We start from the raw sequence: 12,296 nt of genomic DNA on the forward strand, positions 1-12,296 counted from the left end.
ACGCGTGGACCAAATTCCCTTATGGGCGCAAATCGGCGCCGTCTTCCTGCTTCTTCTCTGTTCCAGCTTCTTTTCCATTTCCGAGACCGCGATGATGGCGCTCAACCGCCATCGGCTGAAGCATCTCGCCGGCCAAGGCGTACTCGGCGCGAAAACCACGCAGGGGCTGCTCACGCGCACTGACTTGCTGCTCAGCGTGATCCTGATCGGCAACAACCTGTTCAACACGATCATCCCGGTCCTCACGACATCGCTCGCGCTGCATACGTTCGGCCGCAACAACCTCGCGCTGTCGATCGCGACCGGCGTCGTCGCGTTCCTGATCATCGTATTCGCGGAAATCGCACCGAAGATCGTCGGCGCGACGTTCCCCGAACGCATCGCGCTGCCCGCGAGCCTCGTGATCGCCCCGCTGATGCGCGTGTTCAAGCCAGTCGTCTGGTTCGTCAACGCGCTCGCGAACGGCGTGCTGTGGGTGCTGCGCATCAACACGAAGAAGGGCCGCGACCAGCGGATGTCGGCCGACGAGCTGCGCGCCATCGTGCTCGAATCGAGCAGTTTCATGCCGACCAAGCACCGCAGTATCCTGCTCAACCTGTTCGACCTCGAGAACATCACGGTCGACGACGTGATGGTGCCGCGCCGCCAGATCGAATCGCTCAACTTCTACGCACCGCTCGACGACATCCTGCATCAGCTCGAAACCTGCTATCACAACCGGCTCGTGGTCTACGAAGGCGACATCGACAAGGTGCTCGGCGTGCTGCACGTGCGCAAGACGCTCACCGGGCTGCACAACCAGGATTTCGACCGCGAGACGCTGCGCGCGCTGCTCGCCGAACCGTACTACGTGCCGTCCGGCACGCCGGTGGTCCAGCAGCTCCAGTTCTTCCAGGAAACCCGGCAGCGCACCGCGCTCGTCGTCAACGAGTACGGCGAACTCGAAGGGCTCGTCACGCCCGAGGACATCATCGAGGAACTGATCGGCGAATTCACGACGTCGATGCCGCGCAGCGAACGCGCGGGCGGCTGGGACGAGAACGGCGAATGCATCGTGTCGGCCAGCATGCCGCTGCGCGAACTGAACCGCTGGCTGCACCTGAAACTGCCGACCGACGGGCCGAAGACGCTGAACGGACTGGTGCTCGAGATCCTCGAGGAAATTCCGGAAGACGACGTGTGCCTGAAAATCGGCGACGTGATGCTCGAGGTGATGCGCAGCGACGATCAGGCAGTACGCACCGTCAAGCTCTTCAAGCCGCGCGGCACGCGCACCGGGCGCGCCGCCTCGCGCTAGGGCCGGTTCACGCTAATAACGGGCTAGCGCTGGCGCTAGCCGAACGGCCGACTGCCGGCGCCGACCGCGACGCGCGATGATCTGCGCATCACGGTCAACTGGCGGCCAGCGTGCCGGCTCACATGCACTTTCCTTCCTCCGCGGCGTCGCTACACGCGCGGTCGGCGCCCGCGCAGGCCGACGCGCCGCCCGCCGACGCGCCCCATGCACTCGATGCGGCCCAGCTCGACGATGCCCCCGCCGTACGGCTGCTGACGGACACGCTGCACGCGGCGCGCGTGCGCGACGCATCGGACATCCACGTCGAGCCGTTCGAAGCCGGCTGGCGCATCCGTCTGCGCATCGACGGCGTGCTGCATGAACACGCGCGACCGCCGCTGCACCTGCGCGATGCGCTCGTCACGCGGATCAAGGTGCTCTCGCGCATGGACATCGCCGAGCGGCGGCTTCCGCAGGACGGCCGGCTGCGCATCGCGATCGACGGCGGCACGCGCGGCGACTATCGTGTCAGTTCGCTGCCCACGCTGTTCGGCGAAAAGCTCGTGCTGCGGCGGCTCGAAACGCTGCCGCCCGATCTCACGCTGGCCAACCTCGGCTTCGATGCGCGGCAGGCGGCCGCGATGGAGGCCGCGATCCGCGCGCCGCATGGCCTCGTGCTCGTTACGGGCCCGACCGGCAGCGGCAAGACGCTGTCGCTCTACTGCGCGCTGCAAATGCTCGATCGCGACGCGCACAACGTCTGCACGGTCGAGGATCCCGCCGAGATCCAGCTCGACGGAATCAATCAAGTCGGCGTCGCTGACAAGGCGGGGCTCACGTTCGCGACGGCGCTGCGCGCGCTGTTGCGACAGGACCCGGACGTCATCATGGTCGGCGAGATTCGCGATGCGGAGACGGCCGACGTCGCGATCAAGGCCGCGCAGACCGGCCATCTCGTGTTGTCGACGCTGCACACGAACGACGCGCCGGCCGCCGTCGCGCGGCTGCTCGACATCGGCGTCGCGCCGTACAACCTCGCCGCCGCGCTGCACCTCGTCACCGCGCAACGCCTCGTCCGGCGCCTGTGCGTCCACTGCCGCGCACCTTCGGACGCATCGGCGCGCGCGCTGCGGGAAGCCGGCTGCGACCCGGCGGCGCTGGCGGCCGGCTGGCGGCCGTTCGTCGCGCGCGGCTGTTCCGCCTGTCACGGGATCGGCTATCGCGGCCGCATCGGCCTGCATCAGACGATGCCGGTCTCGCCCGCGCTGGCCGAGCGCATCGTCGCGCGGGCGAGTGTCGGCGAACTCGCGCACTGCGTGGCGGCCGAGGGCGTGCGCACGCTGCGCGACGCGGCATTCGCGCGCGTCATGGACGGCACGACGAGCGTCGCGGAAGCCATCGCCGCCACCCCCGCCGCGTGAACGTGCGCACGCCGCCGCGCGAAACCCGCTTCGCATGGCGCGGCCGCCATCGCGACGGCTCGCCACGCCGCGGGATCGTCATCGCGTTCGACGCCGCGGCCGCGCGCGCCACGCTCGCGCGCGACGGCATCGCGGTACTGTCGCTCGACGTCCGCGGGCCGGCCCGTCCGCCTACGGCGGCCGCGCGCGACATCACGCGCTTCACGCGCCAGCTCGCGAGCCTGCTGCAGGCCGGCCTGCCGCTCGCGCCGTCGCTCGAGATGCTCGCGCGCACCCGCACGCGCGACGGCGTGCCGCGCATTGCCGCGGTTCTCGCCCGCGAGATCGTCGGCGGCCGGCGCTTCGCCGATGCGCTCGCACGCTATCCATCGCAATTCGGCACGCTGTATCGTCAGTTGATCGAGGTCGGCGAAGCGTCCGGTTCGCTCGGCGTCGTGCTGACACGGGTCGCGGAACACCGCGAGCGCGCCGATGCACAATGGCGCAAGCTGCGCGCCGCACTCGCGTATCCGGCCGCCGTCATCCTGTTCGGGCTCGCGATCTCCGCTGCATTGATGATGTGGGTCGTGCCGACCTTCCGGCAGATCTTCGACGGTTTCGGCGCCGCGCTGCCCGCGCCGACCCGCGCGCTGCTCGCGCTGTCCTCCGCGCTGTCGGCGTGGGGCGGCGTACTCCTGGCCGGCGCGGCCGCCACGGGCCTTGCCGCGCGGCACGCGCTGCGGCGCTCGGCCGCGCTGCGTCACGCGCTCGCGCGACGCCTGCTGCGCGCCCCGCTCGCGGGCAGCGCGCTCGAGCGGTACGCCGCCGCACGCTGGTGCCGTTCGCTGGCGACCCTGCTCGGCGCCGGCGTGCCGCTCGCCGATGCGTTCGCCACGCTGGAGCGCACGGCCGGTCATCCGGTGTTCGCGCACGCCACCGCGCACATCGCCGCACGCGTGTTGCGCGGCGTACGTCTGGCCGATGCGATGCATTCGGCCGGCTGCTTTCCGGACGACGTCGTGCAGCCGATCGCCGTCGCCGAGGAAACCGGTGCGCTCGACACGATGCTCGCCGACATCGCCGCGCTGTGCGAACGCCAGCTGGACGCGCGCCTCGATGCGCTCGCGGCGCTCGGCGAACCGTTGATCGTGATCGTGCTGGGCGCACTCGTCGGCGGCCTCGTGATCGCGATGTATCTGCCGATCCTTCAACTCGGCAACGTGGTGTAGCATCGCAACCGATTCTGTCGCCTTTTAAGTCCGAACCTTGAGCCTCATGACGCCCGCGCCCCTGTCCGCCGTTTCCGATTCGCCCGAGAGCACGCTGCTCGCGCTGGCGATGCTGCCGCCCGCGCTGCAGTATGCGTTCGCGGTCGTCGTCGGCCTTTGCATCGGCAGCTTCCTGAACGTGGTCGTGCACCGGTTGCCCGTGATGATGCAGCGCGCGTGGCAGGCCGAGATCGCCGAGGCGACGGGCACCGCGAGCGCCCCGCCCGACGACGGTTATCCGCCGCGCTACGATCTGTGGCGCCCGCGCAGTGCCTGCCCGCATTGCGGCCACGTATTGCGCGCGTGGGAAAACATTCCGCTCGTCAGCTACCTGATGCTGCGCGGGCGCTGCCGGCGCTGCGGCCATGCGATCGGCATCCGCTACGTGCTCGTCGAGATCGCGTGCGCAGGGCTCGCTGCCGGCTCGCTCGCGGCGTTCGGCCCGACCGTCGCCGCGCTTGCCGCGTTCGCGCTGTGCGCGGCGCTGCTCTCGATGAGCGCGATCGATATCCGGACCGGCTACCTGCCCGACTCGATGACGCTGCCGCTGCTGTGGGCAGGGCTCGTGCTGAACCTCGGCGGCACCTTCACGTCGCTGCGCTCGGCCGTGATCGGCGCGATGGCCGGCTACCTGTTCCTGTGGTCGATCTACTGGCTGTTCAAATGGCTGCGCGGCATCGAGGGCATCGGTTTCGGCGACCTGAAGCTGCTTGCCGCGCTCGGCGCATGGATGGGCTGGGCCGCGCTGCCGCAGGTCGTGCTGTTCGCGGCGGTGACCGGCGCGATCGTCGGGCTCGTCGCGACCTGGCGCGGCCGCATGCGCTTCGAGGAGCCGATTCCGTTCGGCCCGTTCCTCGCGGCCGGCGGCGTCGCCACGCTGTTTTTCGGCACCCCTTTCTATGCGGCGCTCGGAGGCTGACATGTTTTCCGTAGGACTCACGGGCGGCATCGGCAGCGGCAAGACGACCGTTGCCGACCTGTTCGGCGCCCGTGGCGCATCGCTCGTCGATACCGACCTGATTGCCCACCGCATCACCGCGCCGGGCGGCCTCGCGATGCCCGCGATCGAGCAGGCTTTCGGGCGCGACTTCGTGGCCGCCGACGGCTCGCTCGATCGCGCGAAGATGCGCGCGCTGATCTTCAGCGACGACGCCGCGCGCCGGCGCCTCGAAGCGATCACGCATCCGCTGATCCGCGCGGAGACCGATCGCGACGCGCGCGAAGCGCGGGGCCCGTACGTGATGTTCGTCGTGCCGCTGCTCGTCGAGTCGGGCACCTGGAAGGCGCGCAGCGATCGCGTGCTTGTCGTCGACTGCCCGGTCGAAACGCAGATCGCGCGCGTGATGCGGCGCAACGGTTTCACGCGCGAACAGGTCGAAGCGATCATCGCGCGCCAGGCGACGCGCGAAGCCCGCCTCGCGGCGGCCGACGACGTGATCGTCAACGACGCGCTCACGCCCGGCGCGCTCGCCGCGCAGGTCGATGCACTGCACCAACGCTATGTCGAATTCGCGGCCGCCGCGCAGTGAGCATCGCGCGCAATCGTGATGGTGTACGAAATTGGCGCGTTGCTAGGGTAGAGAGGGGGCATTAGAATGTCCTTCATTGTTTCAATCCCTACCCAAGAGGCGAGCGCGCTTGATTCTTTACGAGTATCCGTTCAACGAGCGAATTCGCACGCTGTTGCGTCTCGAAGATCTGTTCGAGCGCTTCACGTTCTTTTTGGCTCAGGAGGACCCGCGTGAACACCACGTCGCGCTGACGACGCTGTTCGAAATCGCCGAGGTAACGGGCCGCGCGGACCTGAAATCGGATCTGATGAAGGAGCTCGAACGTCAACGCCAGACGCTCGCCCCCTTTCGCGGCAATCCGGGCATCGAGCAGAACGCGCTCGAGGCCGTGCTCGGCGAAATCGAGCAGACGCTCGCGAATCTCGCGCAGATGCAGGGCAAGACCGGCCAGCACCTCGTCGACAACGAGTGGCTCGCCAGCATCCGCAGCCGCGCGGTGATTCCGGGCGGCACGTGCAAGTTCGACCTGCCGTCGTACTACGCGTGGCAGCAATGGCCCGCGGAGCAGCGGCGCCAGGACATCGCGAAGTGGATCCTGCCGATGCTGCCGTTGCGCGACGCCGCGACGATCGTGCTGCGGCTCGCGCGCGAATCGGGTCAGGCGTCGAAGGTCATGGCGATGCAGGGCAGCTACCAGCAGATGCTGTCCGGCCGCAGCTACCAGCTGATGCAGGTGCGCGTGTCGCCGGAGTTGCGCGTGATTCCCGAGGCGAGCGCCAACAAATACATGCTGTGGGTGCGGTTCACCATGCAGGACGGCGATGTACGGCCGCGCGCGGTGGACATCGACGTGCCGTTCCATCTGACACTGTGTAATCTGTAACGGCCGCGTGCCGGTTCAATGCTTTCGTATGACTACCGTCGTGAAATGTCCTTCGTGCGGCGCAGAAGTGCGCTGGACGCCTGAAAACAAGTTCCGCCCGTTCTGTTCGGCCCGCTGCAAGCAGCTCGACCTCGGCGCATGGGCCGCGGAAAAGTATCGGATCGGCGGTTCCTCCGACGAGGGTCCGTCGTCGGAAGAAGACGGCACGGACAACCGCCGCGACAGCTGAGCGGCGCGCGACGCCGCCGTCCGCCGCGCCGTCCGCTGATATGGCCCGCGTTTCAGGCGGGCCGCCGCGGCGTCATTGCGACGCCGCTTCCTTCTCGAGCAGTTCGAGCACCGGCAGCGCCGCCGGCAACAGCGGCGCGACCTCGACCGGCAGTTGCTGCCACACGAACGCCTGCCCTTCCTTGCTGTGCGGCTCGCCCGTCCAGCCCGTCACCTTGCAGAAATAGAGCCGCACGTACGCGTGCGGATAATCGTGCTCGAGCGTGTGCCAGCGGTGGCTGGCCGTGACGTCGATGCCGAGTTCCTCGTGCAGCTCGCGCGCCAGCGCGTCCTCGACGCTTTCGCCGGCCTCCAGCTTGCCGCCCGGAAACTCCCAGTAACCTTCGTACGGCTTGCCCTGCAGGCGTTGCGCGAGCAGATACCGGCCGTCCGGCTGCACCATCACGCCGACCGCGACTTCGGTCACCTTGCGACCGTCCGGCGCCCGCACGGCGCCCTGTGCCTGATCCGCGCTCATGCCTGCTCCTTGCGGCCCGACCAGTCCCGTGCGAACTGCCACGCGACGCGGCCCGAACGCGAGCCGCGCTCGAGCGCCCATACGAGCGCGTCGCCGCGCGCGGTCTCGATCTCCGCATCCGGGCAGCCGAAGTGACGCAGCCAGTGCGCGACGATGTCGAGGTAGTCGTCCTGCTTGAACGGATAGAAGCTGACCCACAAGCCGAAGCGCTCCGACAGCGAGATCTTCTCCTCGACGACTTCGCCGGGATGAATCTCGCCGTCCGGCAGATGCTTGTACGACTCGTTGTCGCTCATGTACTCGGGCAGCAGATGGCGGCGGTTCGACGTCGCGTAGATCAGCACGTTGTCCGACTGCGCGGCGATCGACCCGTCGAGCGCGACCTTCAGCGCCTTGTAGCCCGATTCGCCGTCCTCGAACGACAGATCGTCGCAAAACACGATGAACCGCTCCGGACGCTGCGAGATCAGGTCGACGATGTCGCCGAGATCGTGCAGGTCGTCCTTGTCGACTTCGATCAGGCGCAGCCCGTCGTTCGCGTACGCATTCAGGCACGCCTTGATCAGCGACGACTTGCCGGTGCCGCGTGCGCCGGTCAGCAGCACGTTGTTGGCCGGCTTGCGCTGCACGAACTGCCGCGTGTTCTGGTCAATCAGCGCCTTCTGGCGATCGATGTTGTGCAGGTCGCCGAGCGTGATCGACGACACGGCCGGTACCGGCTGCAGAAAACCGCGCCCCTGGCGCTTGCGCCAGCGGAACGCGTGGGCCGCGTTCCAGTCGATGGCCGCCGGTGCGGGCGGCAGCATTCCTTCGAGACGGCCGAGCAGCGCCTCCGCGCGCGTCAGAAACTGTTCAAGCTTGTCCATGTCGTTCGGGCGCTCCGATCAGGAGCGGTAATCCGCGTTGATGCTCACGTAATCGTGCGACAGGTCGCACGTCCAGACGGTGGCCTGCGCGTCGCCGCGGCCGAGCAGCACGCGGATCGTGATCTCGCTCTGCTTCATCACGCGCTGGCCGTCCTCTTCCTGGTAGGCCGGGTTGCGGCCGCCCGCCTTCGCGACGAGCACGTCGTCCAGATAGAGGTCGATCTTGCCGACGTCGAGATCCGCGACGCCCGCATAGCCGATCGCCGCGAGAATCCGGCCCAGGTTGGGGTCGGATGCGTAGAAGGCCGTCTTCACGAGCGGCGAATGGCCGATCGCGTACGCGATCTGGCGGCATTCGGCGACGCTCTTGCCGCCTTCGACCTGCACCGTCATGAATTTCGTCGCGCCTTCGCCGTCGCGCACGATCAGTTGCGACAGCACCTGCGCGACGTCCGTCACCGCGTCGCGCAGCGCCGCATAGGCGGGCGAATCGGTCGACGTGATCGCGGGCAGCGTGCTCTTGCCCGACGCGATCAGGATGAACGAGTCGTTGGTCGACGTGTCGCCGTCGATCGTGATGCAGTTGAACGAGCGGTCGGCGACTTCCTTCACGAGCGTGTCGAGCACCGGCTGCGCGACGTTCGCATCGAACGCAAGGAAGCCGAGCATCGTCGCCATGTTCGGCTTGATCATGCCCGCGCCCTTGCTGATGCCGGTCAGCGTGACCGTGTGACCATCGATCGTCACCTGGCGCGACGTCGCCTTCGGCAGCGTGTCGGTCGTCATGATCGCCTGCGCGGCGTCGAACCAGTTCGCGGCCTGGCGGTTCGCGAGCGCGGCCGGCAGGCCGGCCTTCAGGCGGTCGATCGGCAGCGGCTCGAGGATCACGCCGGTCGAGAACGGCAGCACCTGCGCCGGCGCGATGCCCGCGAGACGCGCGAGCTCCGTGCAGGTCTCGCGTGCGTTCACGAGGCCCGGCTCGCCGGTGCCCGCGTTCGCATTGCCCGTATTCACGACCAGCGCGCGGATGCCCGCGCCGCCCGCACGGACCTTCGCCAGATGCTCGCGGCAGACGGTGACCGGCGCTGCGCAGAAACGGTTTTCGGTGAATACGCCCGCGACCGCCGCACCTTCTTCGACGGAGATGACCAGCACGTCCTTGCGATTCGGCTTGCGGATGTTCGCTTCCGCCCAGCCGAGCGTGACGCCGGCGACGGGATGCAGTTGGGCGGGATCGATCGACGGAAAATTGACAGCCATGGGGCACACCTGCCGGATGGAAAATGCTGGCGCGTGCCGGCATCGATTGGAAGAACCGGCGGCCCCACGCGGGCCGCCACAACTCACATCACTGACTCGAAGCTGCGAACGACGCGGCACGCGTGACGCGCGCCGCCGACGATCATGACAGCTTCCCGTGACATTGCTTGTACTTCTTGCCGCTGCCGCACGGGCACGGATCGTTGCGGCCGACCTTCGGCATTTCGCCGCCGGGGCCGCTGTGCGTCATCGCGCTGCCGACCATGTCGGCCGTCGCCGTGGCCGCCGCGGCTGCCGTGACGTTCGCGACCGGCGCACCGGCGTCCGCGTAGTCGGCGTGCTGGTATTCGACGTTCTCGAGATGACCGCCGCGCTCCTCGATCTGCTCGGCGGCTTCTTCCAGCTGCTCCGGCGACTGGATCTGCACGTTCATTACGATGCGCGTGACTTCCTGCTTGATCGCGTCGAGCATCGCGGCGAACAGCTCGAACGCCTCGCGCTTGTACTCCTGCTTCGGGTTCTTCTGCGCATAGCCGCGCAGATGGATGCCCTGGCGCAGGTGGTCGAGCGCCGCGAGGTGCTCGCGCCACAGGCGGTCGACCGTCTGCAGCATCACCGAACGCTCGAACGCGCTGAACGATTCGCGGCCGACCAGCGCGACCTTCGCGTCGTACTGCTCGTCGGCGGCCGTCGTCACCGCGTCGAGAATCTCCTCGGCCGTGATCGACGACGACTCGTTCACCATTTCCTGGATCGCGAGATCGAGCTGCCAGTCGTTGCGCAGCGCTTCCTCGAGCTCGGGCACGTCCCACTGCTCTTCGATGCTGCCTTCCGGCACGAACTGGCGGACGACCTCGGTGATCACGCCGTGACGCATCGCGGTGATCGTCTCGGTGATGTCGTGCGCCTCGAGCAGTTCGTTGCGCTGCTGGTAGATCACCTTGCGCTGGTCGTTCGACACGTCGTCGTATTCGAGCAGCTGCTTGCGGATGTCGAAGTTGCGCGCTTCGACCTTGCGCTGCGCCGATTCGATCGACCGCGTGACGATGCCCGCCTCGATCGCCTCGCCTTCCGGCATCTTCAGGCGATCCATGATCGAGCGCACGCGGTCGCCCGCGAAGATGCGCAGCAGCGGATCGTCGAGCGACAGGTAGAAACGCGACGAGCCCGGATCGCCCTGGCGGCCCGCACGGCCGCGCAGCTGGTTGTCGATCCGGCGCGATTCGTGGCGCTCGGTGCCGATGATGTGCAGGCCGCCTGCGGCCTTCACCTGCTCGTGCAGCGTTTCCCACTCGTCGTGCAGCTGCTTGATGCGGCGTGCCTTTTCGTCGGCCGGGATCGCGTCGTCGGCGTCGATGAACGCGGCCTGCTTCTCGGCGTTGCCGCCGAGCACGATGTCGGTACCGCGACCGGCCATGTTGGTCGCGATCGTGATGCGCTTCGGACGGCCGGCTTCCGCGACGATCGCCGCTTCACGCTCGTGCTGCTTCGCGTTCAGCACTTCGTGCGGCAGCCCGGCCTGCTTCAGCAGGTGCGACAGCAGCTCGGAGTTCTCGATCGAGGTCGTGCCCACCAGCACCGGCTGGCCGCGCTCGTAGCAGTCGCGGATGTCGCGGATCACCGCGTCGTAGCGCTCCTTGGCCGTCTTGTAGATCTGGTCCTGCTTGTCGATCCGCTTCGGCGGGCGGTTGGTCGGGATCACGACCGTCTCGAGGCCGTAGATCTCGTTGAATTCGTACGCTTCGGTGTCCGCGGTGCCGGTCATGCCGGCCAGCTTCGCGTACATCCGGAAGTAGTTCTGGAACGTGATCGACGCGAGCGTCTGGTTCTCGCTCTGGATCTTCACGTGCTCCTTCGCCTCGACCGCCTGGTGCAGGCCGTCGGACCAGCGGCGGCCGGCCATCAGGCGGCCCGTGAATTCGTCGACGATGACCACTTCGCCGTTCTGCACGACGTAGTGCTGATCCTTGTGGAACAGCGTGTGGGCACGCAGCGCCGCGTACACGTGGTGCATCAGCGTGATGTTCTGCGGCGCGTACAGGCTTTCGCCCTCGCCGATCAGACCCCATTCGGCGAGCAGGCGCTCGGCCTTCTCGTGGCCCGATTCCGTCAGGAACACCTGGCGCGCCTTCTCGTCGAGCGTGTAGTCGCCCGGCTTCTCGACGCCCGTGCCGTCGGCCTTCTCTTCGCCGATCTGGCGCTCGAGCAGCGGCGGCAGCGCGTTCATCCGCACGTACAGCTCGGTGTGATCCTCGGCCTGGCCCGAAATGATCAGCGGCGTCCGCGCTTCGTCGATCAGGATCGAGTCCACTTCGTCGACGACCGCGAAATTCAGCGCCCGCTGCACGCGCGCGTCGGTCTCGTAGACCATGTTGTCGCGCAGGTAGTCGAAGCCGAATTCGTTGTTCGTACCGTACGTGATGTCCGCCGCGTACGCCTGCTGCTTCTGGTCGTGCTCCATGCCGGACAGGTTGATGCCGACCGACAGACCGAGGAAGTTGTAGAGGCGCGCCATCCATTCGGCGTCGCGCTGCGCGAGGTAATCGTTGACGGTCACGACGTGCACGCCGCGGCCGGCCAGCGCATTTAGGTATACGGGCAGCGTCGCGACGAGCGTCTTGCCCTCGCCGGTGCGCATTTCCGCGATCTTGCCGTAGTGCAGCACCATGCCGCCGATCATCTGCACGTCGAAGTGCCGCATCTTCAGCACGCGGCGGCTCGCCTCGCGACAGACCGCGAAGGCCTCGGGCAACAGCTTGTCGAGCGACTCGCCGGCCGCGACCCGCTGGCGGAATTCATCCGTCTTGCCGCGCAACTGGTCGTCCGTCAGCTGCTCGATCTGCGTTTCGAGCGCATTGATCGTCGCGACGGTCTTTTGGTATTGCTTGACGAGCCGCTGGTTGCGGCTGCCAAAAATTTTCTGGAGAAAACCGGTTGTCATCGGATCGGATCCTGCGTCGCAGCACCGGCGCCCGGCGCGTGTTGCGCGCCCCGGCGCCCGAGCCTCGGCGGCTTAGCGAATTAGTGGACTCAAACGACGAATTTTAGCACGCGGGGCCGCATGCGCCTGCGTCCCGGCCGGACGGC

The 12,296-nt window shown here is 67.7% G+C and carries 11 protein-coding genes; 7 read left to right on the plus strand and 4 right to left on the minus strand.

Annotated features, from left to right (window positions below):
• Positions 1-4 precede the first annotated feature (4 nt).
• From HWX55_RS25300 to HWX55_RS25330, 7 genes are all read left to right on the plus strand, one after another.
• On the plus strand, positions 5-1,297 hold the full coding sequence (locus HWX55_RS25300; RefSeq protein ID WP_175977697.1) for an HlyC/CorC family transporter: 1,293 nt from the start codon (positions 5-7) through the stop codon (positions 1,295-1,297).
• A 122-nt stretch (positions 1,298-1,419) separates the two neighbouring features.
• The gene (locus HWX55_RS25305; protein WP_175977698.1) at positions 1,420-2,697 is read left to right on the plus strand and encodes an ATPase, T2SS/T4P/T4SS family; all 1,278 of its coding nucleotides are present in this window, start codon (positions 1,420-1,422) and stop codon (positions 2,695-2,697) included.
• Positions 2,694-3,905 carry a type II secretion system F family protein gene (locus tag HWX55_RS25310; RefSeq protein WP_175977699.1) on the plus strand — a complete coding sequence of 404 codons (1,212 nt, stop codon included), beginning with the start codon at positions 2,694-2,696 and terminating at the stop codon, positions 3,903-3,905. The genes HWX55_RS25305 and HWX55_RS25310 overlap by 4 nt, the downstream gene beginning before the upstream one ends.
• Positions 3,906-3,951: 46 nt before the next feature.
• Positions 3,952-4,863, plus strand: coding sequence for an A24 family peptidase (locus HWX55_RS25315; RefSeq protein ID WP_050013891.1), 912 nt, complete (start codon positions 3,952-3,954; stop codon positions 4,861-4,863).
• 1 nt (position 4,864) lies between these two features.
• On the plus strand, positions 4,865-5,473 hold the full coding sequence (gene coaE / locus HWX55_RS25320; protein WP_175977700.1) for a dephospho-CoA kinase: 609 nt from the start codon (positions 4,865-4,867) through the stop codon (positions 5,471-5,473).
• 109 nt (positions 5,474-5,582) lie between these two features.
• The gene (gene zapD, locus HWX55_RS25325) at positions 5,583-6,338 is read left to right on the plus strand and encodes a cell division protein ZapD (protein ID WP_175977701.1); all 756 of its coding nucleotides are present in this window, start codon (positions 5,583-5,585) and stop codon (positions 6,336-6,338) included.
• 28 nt (positions 6,339-6,366) lie between these two features.
• Positions 6,367-6,567, plus strand: coding sequence for a DNA gyrase inhibitor YacG (locus tag HWX55_RS25330; protein ID WP_021159902.1), 201 nt, complete (start codon positions 6,367-6,369; stop codon positions 6,565-6,567).
• A 72-nt stretch (positions 6,568-6,639) separates the two neighbouring features.
• Here HWX55_RS25330 and HWX55_RS25335 read toward each other — a convergent pair whose 3' ends face one another.
• From HWX55_RS25335 to secA, 4 genes are all read right to left on the minus strand, one after another.
• Positions 6,640-7,083 carry an NUDIX domain-containing protein gene (locus HWX55_RS25335; RefSeq protein ID WP_124556623.1) on the minus strand — a complete coding sequence of 148 codons (444 nt, stop codon included), beginning with the start codon at positions 7,081-7,083 and terminating at the stop codon, positions 6,640-6,642.
• A complete protein-coding gene (locus HWX55_RS25340) occupies positions 7,080-7,949 on the minus strand; it encodes an ATP-binding protein (RefSeq protein ID WP_175977702.1) in 870 nt (289 codons plus the stop codon). Before HWX55_RS25340 ends, HWX55_RS25335 begins: the two co-directional genes overlap by 4 nt.
• Before the next feature lie 18 nt (positions 7,950-7,967).
• A complete protein-coding gene (gene argJ, locus HWX55_RS25345) occupies positions 7,968-9,209 on the minus strand; it encodes a bifunctional glutamate N-acetyltransferase/amino-acid acetyltransferase ArgJ (RefSeq protein WP_175977703.1) in 1,242 nt (413 codons plus the stop codon).
• 142 nt (positions 9,210-9,351) lie between these two features.
• Positions 9,352-12,150: a preprotein translocase subunit SecA gene (gene secA / locus HWX55_RS25350; protein ID WP_175977704.1), complete on the minus strand. Its 2,799-nt coding sequence runs from the start codon at positions 12,148-12,150 to the stop codon at positions 9,352-9,354.
• Positions 12,151-12,296 lie beyond the last annotated feature (146 nt).

This window comes from Burkholderia sp. BCC1047 (assembly GCF_902833155.1).
GTDB lineage: Bacteria > Pseudomonadota > Gammaproteobacteria > Burkholderiales > Burkholderiaceae > Burkholderia > Burkholderia sola.

Coding starts and splice junctions, on each gene's coding strand:
- HWX55_RS25305 (WP_175977698.1), top strand. CDS start 1,420: ATGCACTTTCCTTCCTCCGCGGCGTCGCTACACGCGCGGTCGGCGCCC.
- HWX55_RS25315 (WP_050013891.1), top strand. CDS start 3,952: ATGACGCCCGCGCCCCTGTCCGCCGTTTCCGATTCGCCCGAGAGCACG.
- coaE (WP_175977700.1), top strand. CDS start 4,865: ATGTTTTCCGTAGGACTCACGGGCGGCATCGGCAGCGGCAAGACGACC.
- HWX55_RS25330 (WP_021159902.1), top strand. CDS start 6,367: ATGACTACCGTCGTGAAATGTCCTTCGTGCGGCGCAGAAGTGCGCTGG.
- HWX55_RS25335 (WP_124556623.1), bottom strand. CDS start 7,083: ATGAGCGCGGATCAGGCACAGGGCGCCGTGCGGGCGCCGGACGGTCGC.
- HWX55_RS25340 (WP_175977702.1), bottom strand. CDS start 7,949: ATGGACAAGCTTGAACAGTTTCTGACGCGCGCGGAGGCGCTGCTCGGC.
- argJ (WP_175977703.1), bottom strand. CDS start 9,209: ATGGCTGTCAATTTTCCGTCGATCGATCCCGCCCAACTGCATCCCGTC.
- secA (WP_175977704.1), bottom strand. CDS start 12,150: ATGACAACCGGTTTTCTCCAGAAAATTTTTGGCAGCCGCAACCAGCGG.